Origin of the sequence: Metabacillus halosaccharovorans (genome assembly GCF_002019635.1) — a bacterium.
Lineage (GTDB): Bacteria > Bacillota > Bacilli > Bacillales > Bacillaceae > Metabacillus > Metabacillus halosaccharovorans.
This window is the reverse complement of sequence record NZ_KV917372.1, coordinates 1111288-1128927: the sequence shown is the minus strand read 5'-3', so window position 1 is coordinate 1128927 and position 17640 is coordinate 1111288. Positions and strand designations below refer to the sequence as shown.

Sequence of the window (17640 nt, the reverse complement as noted above, 5' to 3'; positions counted from 1 at the left end):
TTATTTATCACATATTTCATTCTTCCTATCGCAAAATAAGGTTAAGCATGTGAAAGGAGTGAAGAAAAATGGCAAAACGAACGAAAAAAAATGATCCACAACAAAAAAATAAAAAAGGCTTTGATTCCAGTGTACTTGATTCGGAATTTAGCCATGAATTTGGAAGTGCTGCTGCAAATAAAATTCATAAAGATAAGGCTAAAATAGAAAAAGCGTCTAAAAATAATGGGGAATATAAAGGCTAAAAACTTGGCGAAAAGCCAAGTTTTTTTCTTATGATTTCTTCAAAAAAGAATAGAATAATGAAATTTGATAGATTGACAAACTTACAGAACAATGTAAACTTATTTTTAAGAAACATACGGGCTTAAAAAAGGATTTTTTACTATAGAAATAGAATTATTAAGGTTAAAATAATCGAGTTATTTGTTCGTTATATAAAACTTATGAACTAGTATAGAGGTCACGAAAAAGGTGGGAGAACGAATGGAAAGAGGCTTAGTACGTCAAGAGGAAGTGAGTCAGTCTTTAGAACTATATGCTGTTGTCTCTTCAAATGGCCGCTTTCAATATATTTCATCCAATTCATTAGAATTACTGGGCTATTCAAGTTCTGAACTGATCGGTAAGTACATGAAGGAATTTTTACATATTGAGGATTTATTTTTAGTAGAAAGTTACTTTTATAATGAGCATCATCTTCATCCTTGCTCATTCCGTTTTTTTACTAAATCAGGTAAATATGTCTGGTTTGAAGCTGATCTTGACTTTATCCGCAGCAAAGTTAAAGGTGTTCAGCAGGAAATCATCCTCAAAATGAGATTATTAACCAAAGCAGCTACCCGCTTGACTGACCGTAAACAGAATAGCTTAACCAAATCGAATGATAAAGAATTTGTGAGTCAAGACCGTATACTATTAGAAGATTTGCCTACACCTGTTTTCATATCAAAGAAGGGAAAGCTTTGTTTCGTCAATCAAGCATTTCAGGACTTATTAGGGGCACATTCAAAGGAACAGCTAATTGGGAAACATACATTCGATTTTACGGATAAAGGATATCATGATGTCATAAAAAATAGAGAATATCGATTATACAAAGGGGAAAAAATCGGTATTATTGAAGAAACTTGGCACACGTTAGATGGCCGTGAAATCAATCTGGAGATAATGGCCTCGCTAACGAAATTTAAAGGGGACTCAGCTGAGCTGGTAGTTATGAATGACATTTCCTCTAGAAGGAACTTTCAAAAGATCCTCCAGAAAAGTAGAGAAAGATATCAAAGGCTCATTGATAATTCAATCGATACAATAGCAGTTATTCATAAAGATAAATGGGTGTTTATGAATGAATCAGGTGTGAAGCTTTTTAAGGCCGAAGATTATCCAGATATGTTGGGACGTAATATTTATGAATATTTACATCCAGGCGATCATCAGACAATGAGAAATTCTTTAAAACATATATTAGACGGAACGTCAGATGTACAACTAACAAAGCAATCTTGGTTAATTTCAAAAGAAACAACCATATATACTGAGATGGTATGCATTCCTACAACCTATTATGGGGAAAAAGCAGTTCAAGTGATTTTGCGTGATATTTCTTACCGAAAAAAAACAGAAGAGTTAATGATTAGATCTGAAAAATTATCAATTGCAGGGCAGCTGGCTGCAGGTATTGCACATGAAATTCGTAATCCATTAACATCCATCAAAGGATTTTTGCAAATCATGCAACCGGATATTTCTAATCATAGTCAATATTTTCATATCATTTTTTCAGAGCTCAATCGAATCGAAATGATATTAAGTGAGCTTCTTATGTTAGCAAAGCCACAGGAAACAAAATTTACAAAAACGGATTTGGTAATATTACTCAATGACGTTGCGATTCTACTAGAAACACAAGGGAATATGAATAATGTTTCAATCTTACAAGAGCATTCTTTCCCGGAATTGCAAATCAATTGCGATGAAAATCAATTAAAACAAGTATTTATTAATTTGTTTAAAAATGCAATAGATGCTATGCCTAAAGGCGGTAAAGTAAAAGTATTGACAGAGAAAATCAACCACTCTGTTAAAATTATTGTAAAGGATGAAGGAGAAGGGATTCCTCCTGAATTTCTTGAGAGAATAGGTGAACCTTTCTTAACGACGAAGGAAAAGGGAAATGGTTTAGGGTTAATGATTACATATAAAATAATTGAAAACCATAACGGTAATATGTATGTAGAAAGTGAAGTAGGAAAAGGAAGTATATTTACAATTATATTGCCATGTGGATAAAATTTTTCGTTAAGCTGAAACAACGGCAAGTGCCGCTGTTTCAGAAAGTTAACGGTTGATTGAAAACGAATAAAAAAGATCATGTAAGGGTTGTTACGTAGTTTTCCATTCTGTCCATTGCTTTTTTTAATTGCTCCATTGAGTAAGCGTATGATAGGCGTACGTATCCTTCTCCATATTCCGAAAAAGCACTGCCGGGTACTAAAGCAACTCCAGCATTTTTCACCAATGATAGTGCAAAATCAAACGAAGATTGCTTGAATTGGCTAATATTGGGAAATAAATAAAAAGCTCCATTCGGTTTTACTACATCGAATCCCATTTGAATTAATCGATCGTACACATAATCTAAACGTTCTTGGTATGAATGCTTCATAACATTAGCATCATCTATTCCAATCGTTAAAGCTTCTAAGGCAGCTTTTTGAGATATAGATGTAGCGCAGGAAACATTGTACTGATGAACCTTTAATAGATGTTTGGCGATAGCTTCAGGAGCAAATACAAAGCCGACTCTCCATCCAGTCATACTATGTGACTTAGATAAGCCATTAATAACAATAGTTTGTTCCCGTATATGTTTAGCGATAGAATGATGAGATCCTTCATAAACTAATTCACTATATATTTCATCTGATAAAACAAAAATATCTTTTCCCCTGACAAGATCTGCTATTTCTCTTAATTCTACATCAGTAAGTGTCACTCCGGTTGGGTTGGACGGGTAAGGAAGAACAATACATCTAGTCTTTTCTGTTATGTATGGAGCTAAAAGTTCGGCAGTTAACTTAAAATCAGTTTTCGTTGTATCAACGTAGACTGGAGTTCCACCAGCGAGTTTTATTAGCGGTTCATATCCAGGATATACGGGACTAGGTAAAATGACCTCGCTCCCTGTCTCAAGTATTGTACGGAACGTACAATCAATTGCTTGACTAGCACCAACGGTTGTAATGATTTCGTTATTTGGAGAATAGGTTAAACCATATTTTTTATTCAAAAATTGACTAGCAGCTTCTCTTAACTCAATCAACCCGGCATTATGAGTATAAGTAGTAAAATTTTCATCAATTGCCTTCATTCCTGCAACTTTTACATGCTCAGGTGTTGGAAAATCAGGTTGTCCAATTGTGAGAGATATAACATCTTCATAATCTGCTACAAGATTAAAGAACTTTCTAATGCCTGAGAGTTCTATTTGTTTTACTTTAGAATTAACTAAATGTTCCATATATAAATCCTCCTAAAGATAGTGTGCAAGGTTGATATGATTGCTTTAAGGCTTGGCATATATCTATAAAATAAATATATAGGAGTTATTTTACCATTTTTATTGGACATGTCACCTTTTTTTCTGATATTGAGTATATGTCTTTAAACGTGTTTAGGTATGAAAATAAAATAAAAGGGTAAAGTGTAAATGGTGTAAGAAGAAGATTAGGTAATACATAGAATAACAATAAATATAAACCTCCATATTTAGAATGACCGACACAAAGGTGATCTAACGTACGAATAATTATAAAAATGTGATTTTATAACTATTGAGGTGATAATGATGAGTGAAGAAAAAACATTATTAACCAAAGAAGAACAAGCGCTAATAGATAAGCTGGAAAATGAAATGCTATTTGCCCTTTCAAGTGCCCATGTTAAATTTTATAAAAATGAAATACAAACAATTATTTCACAAGCAAAACGAAGACAAGCATTTTTAACAAAATATGCTTATGAACTGTAAAAGGTTAAGGTTCTCATAACTACGGAATCATGTAGATGAGAACCTTTTTTATTGTAATAATTACTGATTTTGAGGACGAGTCTTTTCTGCTTTTTTATTAACGGTTGTAAGATCTTTAGAAATTTCAAGATCTGTTATAGGTTTAGCCGTCTGAAGTCCGGATTTTGTTTTAATATTACGCTTTGTCATGATAGGGTCCCCCTAATAAATATTTGGTCTTGCAAAATTACTATGTACAGATAAAGGTGATTTTATTTTTACAATTTTTACTTATGAGTCAAAATAAAAAATCATGAAGGTTGCACATATGACAATCCTTCATGATTTTGCTGTTAACAACTAAACGAGCGGATTTGATCAAGGTCAATTCCAAAGTAAACCCAACGATATTGACGTCTTCTCCAGCGATAGCCTGCAACTGAATTTCGACCTACAAATGTAGGATAAAACCAAAAGGCACGACCATTATTTAAACGAATGTACGTAAAGCGGAATAAACATCTACGGATTCCACCGGGATCAACTGCAAAAGTTCCTACTTGACTTTGGGATTGCAATGGTGGTATCTCACCAGGTGGAGGCCCTTGTGGGGGGCCACCTTGACCAGGTCCTCCTTGAAAACCCGGTGGTCCATATGGTGGTTGTTGATCAAAGCCGCCGCCAGGAGGTCCAAATGGCGGGAAACCGGGAGTTGTAAACTGACGATTGTATGGATACATGTGTAATTCTCCTCTCATAAAACCTTCACGGTTACAATATGCAAATGTCAAAAATAGGTGAATGTCCACATAGAGAGAGTGATTGGAAAATAGTGAGGGGCAGCTCATTTTTACATGAGCTGCCCCATTCACGAGAACTTTAACGAACAAGCGTCTCGACTGTTCTAGTTTGTAAATCAACCATATACCATGCTTCACTTTTTTCGCGATTACCTTCAAGAGAGTACACATGTACTATATAATTCCCATCTTCAACATGATCGTATTGTACGATCGTATTCCTATCTCTTCTAACTCCAAGCTTCTCTTTTACTAATTCCTCTGCTTGTGTAGGATGAAGAGGATCTCGATCATTATCATAATTTACTTCTTCTCTTGCTTCTAAAAGAAGATCATCATTTGTTTTGACCCGATTATTTCCGGTTTGTAATAATCCCTCTTCTTGTTTTTCACTTATAGCCTCATCCTCGTTCACGTTGTTGCACGCTGTCATCATTAATAATGTTAATAAGAATACAACATATCTTCGCATGTTTCACCTCTAATATACTTTTTTCACAGTATCTTTATTTTGTGAAAAGGAATAAATTTTATACGAAAGATAAGAAGTAAAAGAGGCAATGTAAAAAAGACAGACAAGTGTCTGCCTTAGTGAAGAATATGAAAAACAAAATTAAATAAAAATAGCAAAGCGATAATATAGAGAGCTGGTTTTACCTCATCTTTTCTTTTTAAAATGACTTTTAATATAGGATACATAATAAAACCAAATGCCATACCATCTACGATACTGTAAGTGAATGGAATTAAAGCAATGATAAGAAAAGCTGGAAAGCTTTCACTAAAATCATTTAAATCAATGTGTTGGATATTTTGTATCATTAAGCTACCAATTAAAATGAGAATTGGTGCAATAGCACTATCCGGGATTATTTTGATAATAGGTAAAAATAACAGAGAACTTAAAAAGAGCAAACCTGTTGTAATGGATGTTAAACCCGTTCTTCCACCTGCAGTAATCCCAGCTGCAGTCTCCACTGTACTAACAGTTGGACTTGATCCGAAAATGCCTGAAGTGATAGTAGATAAGGCATTAGCTTGAAAAGAACGTTTGTAGCGATCAGGGCGATTGATCATATGAACCTGACCAAATACTAGCCCAATATTCTCAAAAACAATAACCATTGTTAAAGAAAAAGTAGCAGTCCAAAATGCAAGATCCACAATACGGCTAAATGACATGGCAAATAAGACATCCTTGTAGACAAGAAAAGCCTCATGTGGTTTAGTCGAAAAATCAACTTCCAGCAAACCAAAGCATGCAGCTAAAATAGTACCGGCAAAAATACTGATTAGAAAATTACCAGGGACTTGTCTGGTAAATAAGCCAACCGTAATGAGTAAAGTTAAAAGTGTCACGATCACTCCGGGTTGACTAAAGTCTCCTAAAGCAACAAAGGTATCACTATTAAGAACAACAATTCCACCCTTTTGCAATCCAATAAATGTTAAAAAGAAACCAATACCTACTGTAATTGCTTCTTTTAATGAAAGAGGAATAGATTCTGAAATAATGACAGACAGCTTTGTAAATGCAATTAGAGTAAAAAGAATTCCGGATACAAACACAACTGCTAAACCTTCTTGCCATGTTAGTCCCATTCCCATGACAATTGTATACGTAAAGAGAGCATTGACACCCATGCCTGGTACAAGGATGATCGGAGTATTTCCGAAGAAACCCATAATAAGGCAACCTGCTATTGAAGTCAGAACTGTTGCGATAATTCCAGCCTCTAAAGGTATTCCTGCATCTGATAATATAGAAGCATTTACAACAACGATGTAGACGATCGTAAAAAAGGATACTGTCCCTGCAAGTATTTCCTTTTTTATAGTGGTCTTGTTTTCATGTAATCGAAAAAACTTTTCCAATGTTACCCTTCCTTATGTGTGTAACCCTCAACCCAACCCGTAAATTGAATTCAAACAATTTACAAATGGATTATATCAGGAGTGTTACAACTTTGCATTATTTTTAATTTATGAAGTGTAAAAATTTCGATCATATACATCTAGGATGGCATTAATATATTCGAAACATGTACATTTTAGGAGATTAAATAAATTGTTATGACCTTAGTTGGTGAAACAAATGCATAAAATCAAAAAGCTTAATGTAAAAAAAGATCAAACTTTATTTGTTTGCATGCTTTAGACAACCATAGCCATACATATATATGTTTAGAGCTTGGAGAGAAAGGGCGTGATGTCTCTGGCACGTAAGGTTTGGGGAGTAAATTCTACTAGCCCGGTTAATCAGGATTTCTTCATTTGGGTAAGAAAAAATTTTGGATTACCAAAATATTGGGGGAGATATCTAACAGAAGTCCCCAATGTGTCAATTGGTTTAACAAAAACGGAAATTAACTTTCTTAGAAATAAAGGAATTAAGATTTTGCCAATATATAATGTCGTTAGTGAAGAAATAGGCTACGAACATGCTCAAGTTGCATGTAGAAATGCAGTATATCATGCAAGGAGGTTAGGTTTTCCGAAAGAAACAGTATTGTTTGCGAATCTAGAGAATTTACATAATGTCGATGCCTTATGGATACGTGGGTGGGCGGAAACCCTTATTCCATCAGGCTATAGAGCAGGATTTTATCATGATTCAGAAAGAGGAAGTTTTGCTCAGGCATTTTGCCAGGCAGTTAAAGATAATAATGACATTGCAACACAAACAATACTTTGGAGTGTTGAACCTGAAACGGGAACTTCAACTGAAAGAAAGGCACCAAGATTTAATCCTGCAACGCCATCATGCAGAGCCAATGTCTGGTTGTGGCAATATGGCCGAGATATGAATAAAGGTCCGATTGATACAAATTTAGCAGATGAAAGAATATTAAATTTCTTATATTGATGAAGAAACTTGGAAGTTAAACAAAGCTTTATTTATGGAAGTACTTGTGATGAAAATCTAATATACTTCTTTCCTATCATTCACACTATATGAAAAAGAGGCTATAATTTTTCAATAATATGCCGATATAAAATATACAAATGTATCTTCATGGAAGGAAGTTTTAAATGGATCAACAAAAAGGTATTTTACTTGAAAGTGGCACAAATGAGCTGGAAATAGTTGAATTTAGTATTGGACAAAGTAAGTTTGGTATTAACGTAATAAAAGTTAAAGAAATTATTCAGCCTGTACAAGTTACTAAAATTCCACATTCTCACCCAAATGTGGAAGGAATTATAGAAATCCGGGGGGAGATTCTTCCTGTGGTGGATGTAGCGAAAGCTCTGGGATATCCACAAAGTGATAGACCCTTAGAAGAAAAATATATTGTAACTGAATTTAATCAAACGAAATTGGTTTTTCATGTTCATTCTGTTACACAAATCCACCGTATCTCTTGGGAACATATTGAAAAACCATCTGGAATGTACCAGGGGCTAGAAAGTCAAATAACCGGTGTTGTAAAAATGAATGATCAAATGATTTTACTATTGGATTTTGAAAAGATCGTTGTTGACATAAATCCGGATTCTGGGATTAACATTGAAAATGTGAAAAAATTAGGCGAAAGAGAGCGATCTGAAAAGAAGCTTGTAGTTGCTGAAGATTCACCACTTCTTAGAAAGTTACTCCAGGAAACGTTAAATGAAGCAGGTTTTCAAAATATTGAGTTTTTTGAAAATGGCAAGGATGCCTTATTTTATTTAATTTCAATTGTAGAATCTGGGAAAGCGATTGAAGATGAAGTACAACTTCTTATTACAGATGTTGAAATGCCGCAAATGGATGGACACCATCTAACAAAGCAAATTAAAGAAAATCAGTCCCTAAGTGTTCTTCCGGTTGTTATTTTTTCATCGTTAATCACAAATGACCTTCGTCATAAAGGACAAAAGGTTGGAGCTAGTGCGCAAATTAGCAAACCAGAAATAAATCTTCTTGTAGAGCAAATAGACAAACATATCCTATAATTTAAAGGCTATCATGTTGTCATATACATGATAGCCTTTTGTTAAAATATAGAAAAATTTTAGGATGGTAGAATATATGTGGAAAATAGCCCCTTATAAAAGTGCGTACTTCCAAAGTGTGGCCATTATATTACCTGTAACTTTCACCTAATCTTTTAAACACGGGCTTTTCATATGTACGTGTTTTTTTTGATTGAAAGGATTGAGCCGGCTTTTTTTCTTCTTTCATACCAACATAACCTTGTAAGAGGATTTTAGCCTTTGTTAAAGACATATGTGTTTTGGGATTTCGATAGGTTTTATTTAATGAACCTAAATGTGGAAGTTTTTCGAAGTCATCTTTTGTAGGAGGCATATGAAAGTAATACTCTCCAGCTGAAACTAAAACATCTGATTGCTGTTTGCTAAATTTAGGATTATTTGAAAAATGAAGTCCTTTTTTTACAGCTTTCCCCTCGTGGACAAGTTTCAATAATGCTTTTTTCTTTAATGCATAGAGAAATTTAGGGTTTGGCGCAGTTTTTGCATGTCTATTTACAACATAAATAGCACGGGCGAGGTTTTCTGTAGATTGTTGTTGACTTGGATCGAGTCGATTATGATCCTGCATTGGTTCTCTCCTTTTCGTTTTACACTCTCATTTTATAACTTTCTTACTTAAATTATACTTAGTAAAGAGTAAAATGCAACAAGTTACGGTATTTATTTTGAATAATTCAATAGCTATTTCGTATTATTGTATAAACAGTTACAATTGAAAAGGTTAGAAAACTTGGCTTGTGGCCAAGTACTAATGGAGAAAGCCTAAGTTTTTCTTATACAATCATCCATAAAATTTATATACTTTCTGATAGTATATAAATAAAAGTGTATCTGCTCAATTGTATAACAGTTGAGCAGATACACTTTCTTTACATAGATGGGATATTACTTGTTTTTTGTGTTTTTTGTTTGCGTTGTAGTAGTTTTTGTTTCTTTTCAAAAGCTTCGCTTAGCTTAGGTAAGGTAAAGGCATAGAATAGAGAAACCAATAATATGACAAATGCAATACCATAATATAAGTAATCAATTTCTTGAATAAACTTAGGAAAAAGGAGTGCAATTAATCCGAGTGTTGCGGATTGAGCGAACATCATTAAAGGGTCAATCCAACCGCTGACACGTCCCATTAGCTTCGGATGTACTATTTTTGGCATCCATCCACCTATAGCAATATTAATTGGTCCCAGGCATGTCCCAATTATAAACACGATGACAAGGAAGATAGAAAGTTTATCTGTAAAGCCTAAAAAGAAAATGAGTAAACTTGTTAAGAAAATAGGGAAAATCATTAATTGATGAGGCTTGAACTTTGATGCAATTAATGTCCCTAATCCACTACCTGTTAATAATCCAAACCCTAAGGAAACAGCAAATAAGGAAGCATACCATTCATAGTTTTCTGGTGATAACTCATATTTCATGGTGAACATTGGTAATATAGCAAAAGCCCCGTTGAAAAATCCGAAAATAAAAAATCCGAAAATAAGGACGGATAACAATCGATTTTTGATAATGTAAAGAATACCATCCTTAAAGTCACCAAGAGATGATTTTATGTTTACATCTTTCCAGTCTACTTTCCCATTAGGCAGTCGTGCAGAAGTAGGGATTTGACATGATCTTATTAACAAAGCAGAAAAAATAAAACTTATAAAATCTACAATGACCGCACCATGAATGCCAACTGTTTTATAAATAGCAGCACCTAAACCAACTCCAAACACCATAAAGATACTAAAAAGCATTTGATTTAATCCTGCTGCTTGGGCATATTGCTCTTTATTTAATATTCCTTGTACAAGACTGTTCTCTGCAGGGAAAAAGAACTTTGTAACAGCACTTCTTAAAAATAACACGAGAAAAATAAATGGAATAGAATTAGTGAAAAGAGCTCCAAAAAGAAGAACTGTTAAGGCAGCTCGAATCCAATCGCAATTTTCAGCCACTTTTTTCCGATCAAATCGATCTGCAACAACGCCGACGATAAAAAACACAAGGATGGTTGGTAGTGAATACATTAATTCAGCTATTGTTGCGTAAGAAGGTTGATGACTAAAGTGATCTAAAAGATAAAAGGCAAAAGCCATGTTTCCGATCGTTGTTCCCATTTGAGAGAAAAGGGCTGCAAAAAACAATTTCACAAAATTTCGATTACGAAAGATTTTCATTGGTTCGCTCCTTATATGACAATATTCCATTTGTCATTATAAGGTAATATTACTCATTTTGATACGTTAATTACAAAATCTTAATAAAATCTTAAGGTCTAATTGAAACTTTAGTTCCATTTGGAACATGGGAAGCCAGTTCCACTACATCCTCATTATACATTCTGATACATCCAAGTGATACGGCTTTTCCAATAGAAGCAGGGTTATTTGTACCGTGAATACCATAGTGTATTTTGGATAAAGAAAGCCACATTACTCCAAATGGACCTCCAGGGTTTGGTTCCCGATTTACGATTACAAAGTCTCCTACAGGAGTTGCAGTAACCATTTTACCAACTGCAATAGGATATTGTTTCATTACCTGTCCGTTCATTAATAAAGTTAACCTTTTCAGTGAGATTGAAATCACTATAGAATAGGGAATACTGTTAGGATCAGGTAGACCCGGTATTGTAATTTTCTGACCTATAAAAAGTAAATTTGGATTGGTAATACGATTAACAGCTATCAGCTGTTGTATTGATGTTCGATAATTAGCAGCGATTACGGCCAATGACTCTCCTCGTTGAACAGTATGAATCATTAATTTCACTCCAGTTGGAATTAAATTGCCCAAGGAACAGGGATTTTGTAGGTTAAAACTTAATATACCTTATGAATGGATATGTTATAATGTACATTAATTTATGACTGTTTATTTTTCTTTTAGTTGATAATCTGTAAAAGTTGAAGCTCAATGACTTGTGTGCAAAAGTAAATATATTTTTTAATCTGAAAATAAGGGTGTTGAATTTGGATAGAGAAAAATATGCAATTGTTGATATCGGCTCAAATACAATGCGTTTGGTTATTTATTTACGTGAGAAAAGCGGTAGATTAAAAGAAATAGAAAATGTTAAGGTTGTTGCACGGTTACGAAATTTTCTTTCGGATGAAGGAGACTTAACAGAGGACGGTATTCGCATACTTATTGATTCACTATTAAGTTTTAGGGAAGTTACGAACCATCATTCTTTAGATGATGTAAAGTGTGTTGCAACTGCTACTATTCGACAAGCAAAAAATCAACAGCAAATTCTTGAACGCGTATATAATGATACTAAATTTACAATTCAAATCCTATCTGAATATGAAGAAGCTTATTTTGGTTATTTAGCTGTGGTCAATACAACACCCTTTCAGAGTGGGATCACCATTGATATTGGTGGAGGAAGCACAGAAGTAACGTACTTTCATGACCGGAAGTTAATTAACTATCATAGCTTTCCTTTTGGGGCTTTATCATTAAAAAAACAATTTATTTCTGGGGAAATTCCCACTGAATCAGAATTAATAACCCTTCGTAATTTTATTAAAAATCAAATGGACCAGTTAGAATGGGTGAAAGATAAATGTCTACCAATTATCGGTATCGGAGGTAGTGCACGTAACCTGGTCCAAATTCATCAGGAATACGTTGCCTATCCTATTGCAGGGGTTCATCAATATTTAATGAGTAGAGTAGATGTTTTTGAAATGAATCAGTATCTACAGTCCCTTTCATTTACCGAGTTGCAAAAGGTAGAAGGACTTTCAAAAGATCGTGCAGATATTATTATACCTGCTGTTGAGGTGTTTCGTCAGTTAATGAGCATCGTAGGTGCGGACCATTTTGCCTTAAGTCGAAAAGGGTTACGTGATGGAGTTTTCTTTGAGGAATTAACAAAGGAATTTGGTATTTCTGTTTTTCCTAATATTATTGAGGAAAGCTTTTATGAGCTTGCAACAGACTATAATGTTAATTTGAATCTTGTTTTTCATGTTACAAATAGTGCTGTAATGATAACGGAATTATTAAATAAAGCTGGAGTTATCTCAACAACAAAGGAGGATAAATTGTTTTTAAAACGGGGTGCATTTGTTTATAATCTTGGATCATATATCGATTCTGAATCAAGCAGTCAGCACACGTTTTATTTATTAGCAAATCGTACAATTGATGGATTATTTCATAAAGATCGTATGATTGTTGCCCTCATCGCTTCTTATACAAGCAAGTCAGGATTTAAGCGGTATGTTACTCCATATAGTCAATGGTTCTCAAGAGAAGAGTTACAAACATATAGGATATTAGGGGCAATCTTAAAATTTGCTTACAGCTTAAATGCAACAAAAAGAAATATTATTAAATCCATTGATTTACATACAAATAAAGAAGGATTAACCTTTACTGTTACATGTCATCATGATTGGAAACCCGAACAATATCAAGCTGAAAAGCAAAAAAAGCATTTAGAAAAACTATTGAAAAGGTCAATAACAATTATTTTTTCCTGAGGAGGACATTTTAAAGGGGATCATGACAAAAATGATCCTATTTACAAAAAATTAATAATAATTTACAAAATATTTACAATTGAATTAGTCCCTTAGTGCTATTATGAAACAATAGAAATTGTCGAAAAAGGGTGAAGGTACATGAATACAATCAATCAAAAAGCTTTGGATCTTCAAAGTCCGCTTTATTATAACAATAGAGAATTAAGCTGGCTTGCATTTAATGAACGTGTTTTAGAAGAGGCTTTAGATGAGCATAACCCTTTATTTGAGAGGTTAAAGTTTCTAGCTATCTTCAGCTCTAATTTAGATGAGTTTTTTATGGTTCGTGTAGCGGGATTAAAAGATCAGGTAAAGGCTGGATTTAATAAGCCTGAGAATAAAGCAGGGATGACCCCAAAACAACAATTAAATCAAATTGCTCAAAATGCACATAGGCTAGTTGGGTTGCAATATGATTCATACAATGATTTGCTTATCCCACAGTTACGGGAAGAAAACATCGAAATATTACATATGTCTGACTTAACATCCGAACAATATAAAATTCTCGAGGAATATTTTGATGAGCAGATTTTCCCTGTCTTAACACCTATGGCAGTGGATGCATATCGCCCATTTCCGATGCTGCTCAATAAAAGTTTAAACTTAGCCATTGTCATTGAAGATAACGATGAGTTCGAGGAAAATCGCTATAAGACAGCAATCGTTCAAGTTCCAGCTGTTCTCGAACGATTTGTAAAATTACATACTTCCTCTGATCAAAATCGGTTTGTTTTATTAGAAGATATTATCAGTACATTTATTCATAAGCTTTTTAAGGGGTATAAAGTAGTTTCAGTTTCAGTTTTTCGGATTACAAGAAATGCGGATATGACAATTCATGAAGAAGGTGCTCGGGATTTACTGAAAGAGATAGAAAAAGAGTTAAAGAAACGTAAATGGGGAGCTGCGGTTCGGCTAGAAATTCAAAAAAATAGATTTGACCAAAACATCCTGCGTTATTTAACTGAAGAACTTGAAATCCATGAAAAAGATGTATATGAAATTGATGGACCTCTTGACCTAACCTTCCTATTTAGCTTTGCAAAGGAAATGTCAAAACTAAGAGAAGATTTAATATTTGAAGCTCTAATTCCCCAGCCACCGGTGGACATTTCTTCAGATGAGGATATTTTCGAAAAAGTTTCAGAACAGGATGTATTTCTTCATCATCCATATGAATCATTTGAACCGGTAGTAGAGTTTATTTCGGATGCTGCTGATGATCCGGATGTATTAGCGATTAAGCAAACATTGTATCGGGTTAGTGGAGATTCGCCAATTATAGATGCATTAAAACGTGCGGCTGAAAACGGTAAGCAAGTAACAGTTTTAGTTGAACTAAAGGCTCGCTTTGATGAAGAAAATAATGTACAGTGGGCTAAGGAATTAGAAAAGGCCGGATGTCATGTTATCTATGGAATGACATATTTAAAAACGCACAGTAAGATAACACTTGTCGTAAGAAGAAAAAATAATCGGATTGAGCGTTTCGTTCATTTAGGCACAGGTAATTATAATGATCAAACAGCAAAAATTTATACAGATATGGGACTTATCACCTCCAAGCGTAAGTTCGGAATTGATGCAACAAACTTTTTTAATTATTTAAGTGGTTACACTGAAAAGCCTGAGTTTCATCATCTTTCAGTGGCACCTTTTGATATTAGAAAAGATTTTATAAAATTTATAGATCAAGAGATTCAATTTCAAAAGAGATTCTCCAACGGACGTATTATTGCAAAAATGAATTCATTAACAGATAAAGTGATCATTACAAAACTTTATGAAGCATCGAATGCAGGTGTGCAGATTGATTTAATCATCCGTGGAACGTGCTGCTTACGACCAGGTATAAAGGGCGTAAGTGAAAATATTAGAGTTCGAAGCATTGTTGGTCGATTTTTAGAACATAGCAGAATCTATTTCTTCCATCATAATGGTGAAGAGAAGACCTTTCTTTCATCGGCAGACTTAATGACAAGGAATATGGAAAAACGTGTTGAAATTTTGTTCCCTATCTATGAGGGGCATATAAAAATGCGTCTAAACCAGGTACTTGCTCTGAACTTAGCTGATAATGTGAAGGCAAGAGAACAAGATCAACATGGTGTTTACCATTACGTTAAACGCAATGAACATGAAGCATTAGTTGATAGCCAGCTCACATTATTTAGTAAAGCCTATCAAGTGCTAGAGGATGAAGAATAATTGAAAATCCAGTAAGATACGACTTAACACCAAGAATGGAGGAGTCGATGTCTTTTCTTATAACTTAATAAGTTAAAAATTTAAAGTATTAATAGGACAATTTCTTAGAAATTGTCCTTTATGTTGAGTTTAGAAAGTATAAAATATGTACTTGTGCTTTTCTTACTCAGAATGAAGAGTTATTTGTGTAATCTCCGGAACTGATAAAAAGCGAAAAGGAAGTCTTGTTGTTCCTAAGCCCCTATTAACATATAGCTTCATATTATCAATATTATACATTCCTTCAAAATATTCAGTTGCGAATGGAGGGGTAATAAGAGGGCCGTAAAAAGGTACCTGCACTTGACCCCCATGACTATGACCTGACAATTGTAAATGTACTGGATATTTTTTTGACTCAAGAGCAGCATCCGGTTCATGTGCCAATAAAATATTAAATGTATGTTTGTTTAAGTTACCTAAAGTTCCTTCATAACTTGGTCTCCCTAACATTAGATCATCAATCCCGGAAACGGAAATTTTATGTCCATCTATCATGGAAATATTTTGCACTTGGTTTTGGAGTAATGTAAAACCTGACGTTGTAATAATGTTTCGATAAATATCAGTTCCATATCCTCCATGGTCGTGATTTCCATAAACAGCAAATTTTCCAAAAGGAGCTTCTAATTTTTCAAGTACAGGAACAATTTCATTTATTTGTGTATATTGATTAGGCTCATCCATTAAATCTCCGGTGAAAAACAATAAATCAGGTGAAAGATCATTTATTTTATCGACGATTGTTCTTAGTCTGCCGATCGTAAAGTATTCACTAAGATGAGTATCACTGAATTGAACAATTTTAAATCCATCGAACGATTTTGGGATCGTAGGATGTGTAATTTTTAGTTGATTTATATCTAAGAAACCAGGTTCTAAATATCGAGCATATGTATATCCGCCGGCTCCAGTTAAGATCCCTCCAATGGATATGGAAAAAAGTCCTTTAAGAAAAGATCTTCTTGAATAAAGTTTTTTCATTAAATACCAACCATTCTCAAACATTTTTCAATAGATCATTTATTTTATACTAAATTATAGCACGGTTTTATGACTAAGTTCTATTTAAAAAGTAAAGATGAACCTTCAGTTTTATTAGATAATAAGGCAAAATTATGATAAAATGATGAATGAATAGTCATTCATAAAAGGGCAGGGGGAAGAAGATGAAAAATAAAGTGATAATTGTTACTGGTGGTTCTAGCGGTATGGGAAAAGTGATGGCAAAGCGATTTGCAAGTGAAGGGGCTAATGTTGTTATAGTTGGGAGAAATCAGGATAGACTTGATGAGGCTCAAAAAGATATCGAAGGGGAAACTGGGAAAATTTTTTCTTTTCAAGCAGATATAAGAGAACCAGAAAAAGTATCAGAATTGATTCAATACGTTGATTCAACATGTGGAAGAATAGATGCATTAATTAATAATGCTGCAGGAAATTTTATTTGTCCAGCTGAAAAGCTGTCAATTAATGGGTGGAAATCTGTCATTGATATTGTTCTAAATGGTACTTTCTATTGTTCATCTGCTGTAGGAAAATACTGGATTGAAAAGCAAAAAAAAGGTTCGATAATAAACATTGTGGCTACATATGCATGGGGAGCCGGTGCAGGTGTTATTCATTCAGCTGCTGCTAAAGCCGGAGTGTTATCAATGACGAGAACCTTAGCTGTAGAATGGGGAAAAAAATATGGAATAAGGGTGAACGCTATTGCACCTGGACCAATTGAAAGAACAGGTGGAGCAGAGCGATTATGGGAATCTGAGGAAGCGGCGAAAAGAACGATTGATAGTGTTCCACTAGGTCGTTTGGGTACGCCTGAGGAAATTGCAGCATTAGCATCCTTCCTTCTTTCAAATGATGCAGCTTATATTAATGGAGAATGTATTACGATGGATGGTGCTCAATGGTTAAATAAACATCCTTTCTAGTACTGAGAATTAAGTCTAATGTCGTTGACACATCTATTAAATTAAGTGAAACCATTGTTCACAAAGTATAAATACATCTAATCATTTCCTTAATATGCTATAATAATGTTGATACAGATAGAGATATGTGAGGG

17 protein-coding genes are annotated in these 17640 nt (G+C 34.1%); 8 read left to right on the top strand and 9 right to left on the bottom strand.

Features of this window, described 5'->3' with window-relative positions; translation table 11 throughout:
* Nucleotides 1-68 precede the first annotated feature (68 nt).
* Nucleotides 69-245 carry a hypothetical protein gene (locus BK577_RS26140; protein ID WP_169908402.1) on the top strand — a complete coding sequence of 59 codons (177 nt, stop codon included), beginning with the start codon at nt 69-71 and terminating at the stop codon, nt 243-245.
* 241 nt (nt 246-486) lie between these two features.
* On the top strand, nt 487-2292 hold the full coding sequence (locus BK577_RS19850; RefSeq protein WP_078434545.1) for a PAS domain S-box protein: 1806 nt from the start codon (nt 487-489) through the stop codon (nt 2290-2292).
* A gap of 79 nt (nt 2293-2371) precedes the next feature.
* On the opposite strand, the gene BK577_RS19845 is transcribed toward BK577_RS19850, so the two are convergent.
* Entirely contained in the window at nt 2372-3523 is a 1152-nt protein-coding gene (locus BK577_RS19845; RefSeq protein ID WP_078434544.1) for an aminotransferase A, read from the bottom strand.
* Nucleotides 3524-3850: 327 nt separating this feature from the next.
* Here BK577_RS19845 and BK577_RS19840 point away from each other — a divergent pair, with 327 nt between their 5' ends.
* The gene (locus BK577_RS19840) at nt 3851-4033 is read left to right on the top strand and encodes a hypothetical protein (protein ID WP_078434543.1); all 183 of its coding nucleotides are present in this window, start codon (nt 3851-3853) and stop codon (nt 4031-4033) included.
* A gap of 60 nt (nt 4034-4093) precedes the next feature.
* Here BK577_RS19840 and BK577_RS26665 read toward each other — a convergent pair whose 3' ends face one another.
* From BK577_RS26665 to BK577_RS19825, 4 genes are all read right to left on the bottom strand, one after another.
* The gene (locus BK577_RS26665; protein ID WP_281252621.1) at nt 4094-4222 is read right to left on the bottom strand and encodes a hypothetical protein; all 129 of its coding nucleotides are present in this window, start codon (nt 4220-4222) and stop codon (nt 4094-4096) included.
* A gap of 143 nt (nt 4223-4365) precedes the next feature.
* Nucleotides 4366-4752: a transporter gene (locus BK577_RS19835; RefSeq protein WP_078434542.1), complete on the bottom strand. Its 387-nt coding sequence runs from the start codon at nt 4750-4752 to the stop codon at nt 4366-4368.
* 139 nt (nt 4753-4891) lie between these two features.
* A complete protein-coding gene (locus BK577_RS19830; protein ID WP_078434541.1) occupies nt 4892-5284 on the bottom strand; it encodes a hypothetical protein in 393 nt (130 codons plus the stop codon).
* Nucleotides 5285-5400: 116 nt separating this feature from the next.
* Nucleotides 5401-6687 carry an NCS2 family permease gene (locus tag BK577_RS19825; RefSeq protein WP_078434540.1) on the bottom strand — a complete coding sequence of 429 codons (1287 nt, stop codon included), beginning with the start codon at nt 6685-6687 and terminating at the stop codon, nt 5401-5403.
* 340 nt (nt 6688-7027) lie between these two features.
* Here BK577_RS19825 and BK577_RS19820 point away from each other — a divergent pair, with 340 nt between their 5' ends.
* Nucleotides 7028-7678: a glycoside hydrolase domain-containing protein gene (locus BK577_RS19820; protein ID WP_078435332.1), complete on the top strand. Its 651-nt coding sequence runs from the start codon at nt 7028-7030 to the stop codon at nt 7676-7678.
* A gap of 167 nt (nt 7679-7845) precedes the next feature.
* Nucleotides 7846-8751: a chemotaxis protein gene (locus BK577_RS19815; RefSeq protein WP_078434539.1), complete on the top strand. Its 906-nt coding sequence runs from the start codon at nt 7846-7848 to the stop codon at nt 8749-8751.
* A gap of 130 nt (nt 8752-8881) precedes the next feature.
* Here BK577_RS19815 and BK577_RS19810 read toward each other — a convergent pair whose 3' ends face one another.
* The 3 genes from BK577_RS19810 to BK577_RS19800 form a co-directional block, all read right to left on the bottom strand.
* Complete coding sequence (locus tag BK577_RS19810; RefSeq protein ID WP_078434538.1) at nt 8882-9361, bottom strand: YkyB family protein; 480 nt, start codon at nt 9359-9361, stop codon at nt 8882-8884.
* A gap of 301 nt (nt 9362-9662) precedes the next feature.
* Nucleotides 9663-10961, bottom strand: a complete 1299-nt coding sequence (locus BK577_RS19805; RefSeq protein ID WP_078434537.1) for an MFS transporter — start codon at nt 10959-10961, stop codon at nt 9663-9665.
* A 91-nt stretch (nt 10962-11052) separates the two neighbouring features.
* Nucleotides 11053-11547: a L,D-transpeptidase family protein gene (locus BK577_RS19800; RefSeq protein ID WP_078434536.1), complete on the bottom strand. Its 495-nt coding sequence runs from the start codon at nt 11545-11547 to the stop codon at nt 11053-11055.
* A gap of 254 nt (nt 11548-11801) precedes the next feature.
* Here BK577_RS19800 and BK577_RS19795 point away from each other — a divergent pair, with 254 nt between their 5' ends.
* Both BK577_RS19795 and BK577_RS19790 read left to right on the top strand, forming a co-directional pair.
* A complete protein-coding gene (locus BK577_RS19795; protein ID WP_078435331.1) occupies nt 11802-13280 on the top strand; it encodes a Ppx/GppA family phosphatase in 1479 nt (492 codons plus the stop codon).
* Nucleotides 13281-13421: 141 nt separating this feature from the next.
* Nucleotides 13422-15533 (top strand): RNA degradosome polyphosphate kinase, encoded by a 2112-nt coding sequence (locus BK577_RS19790; RefSeq protein ID WP_078434535.1) that lies wholly within the window; start codon nt 13422-13424, stop codon nt 15531-15533.
* A 162-nt stretch (nt 15534-15695) separates the two neighbouring features.
* Here BK577_RS19790 and BK577_RS19785 read toward each other — a convergent pair whose 3' ends face one another.
* On the bottom strand, nt 15696-16556 hold the full coding sequence (locus BK577_RS19785) for a metallophosphoesterase (protein ID WP_078434534.1): 861 nt from the start codon (nt 16554-16556) through the stop codon (nt 15696-15698).
* 185 nt (nt 16557-16741) lie between these two features.
* On the opposite strand from BK577_RS19785, the gene fadH reads away from it, so the two are divergent.
* Nucleotides 16742-17506 carry a 2,4-dienoyl-CoA reductase gene (fadH, locus tag BK577_RS19780; protein ID WP_078434533.1) on the top strand — a complete coding sequence of 255 codons (765 nt, stop codon included), beginning with the start codon at nt 16742-16744 and terminating at the stop codon, nt 17504-17506.
* Nucleotides 17507-17640: the final 134 nt, after the last annotated feature.

Bases quoted from the DNA above. Each gene is read 5' to 3' on its own strand.
- BK577_RS26140 (WP_169908402.1), top strand. From the start codon at position 69: ATGGCAAAACGAACGAAAAAAAATGATCCACAACAAAAAAATAAAAAA.
- BK577_RS19835 (WP_078434542.1), bottom strand. From the start codon at position 4,752: ATGTATCCATACAATCGTCAGTTTACAACTCCCGGTTTCCCGCCATTT.
- BK577_RS26665 (WP_281252621.1), bottom strand. From the start codon at position 4,222: ATGACAAAGCGTAATATTAAAACAAAATCCGGACTTCAGACGGCTAAA.
- BK577_RS19805 (WP_078434537.1), bottom strand. From the start codon at position 10,961: ATGAAAATCTTTCGTAATCGAAATTTTGTGAAATTGTTTTTTGCAGCC.
- BK577_RS19800 (WP_078434536.1), bottom strand. From the start codon at position 11,547: ATGATTCATACTGTTCAACGAGGAGAGTCATTGGCCGTAATCGCTGCT.
- BK577_RS19845 (WP_078434544.1), bottom strand. From the start codon at position 3,523: ATGGAACATTTAGTTAATTCTAAAGTAAAACAAATAGAACTCTCAGGC.
- BK577_RS19840 (WP_078434543.1), top strand. From the start codon at position 3,851: ATGAGTGAAGAAAAAACATTATTAACCAAAGAAGAACAAGCGCTAATA.
- BK577_RS19830 (WP_078434541.1), bottom strand. From the start codon at position 5,284: ATGCGAAGATATGTTGTATTCTTATTAACATTATTAATGATGACAGCG.
- fadH (WP_078434533.1), top strand. From the start codon at position 16,742: ATGAAAAATAAAGTGATAATTGTTACTGGTGGTTCTAGCGGTATGGGA.
- BK577_RS19785 (WP_078434534.1), bottom strand. From the start codon at position 16,556: ATGAAAAAACTTTATTCAAGAAGATCTTTTCTTAAAGGACTTTTTTCC.
- BK577_RS19810 (WP_078434538.1), bottom strand. From the start codon at position 9,361: ATGCAGGATCATAATCGACTCGATCCAAGTCAACAACAATCTACAGAA.
- BK577_RS19795 (WP_078435331.1), top strand. From the start codon at position 11,802: ATGCGTTTGGTTATTTATTTACGTGAGAAAAGCGGTAGATTAAAAGAA.
- BK577_RS19815 (WP_078434539.1), top strand. From the start codon at position 7,846: ATGGATCAACAAAAAGGTATTTTACTTGAAAGTGGCACAAATGAGCTG.
- BK577_RS19850 (WP_078434545.1), top strand. From the start codon at position 487: ATGGAAAGAGGCTTAGTACGTCAAGAGGAAGTGAGTCAGTCTTTAGAA.
- BK577_RS19790 (WP_078434535.1), top strand. From the start codon at position 13,422: ATGAATACAATCAATCAAAAAGCTTTGGATCTTCAAAGTCCGCTTTAT.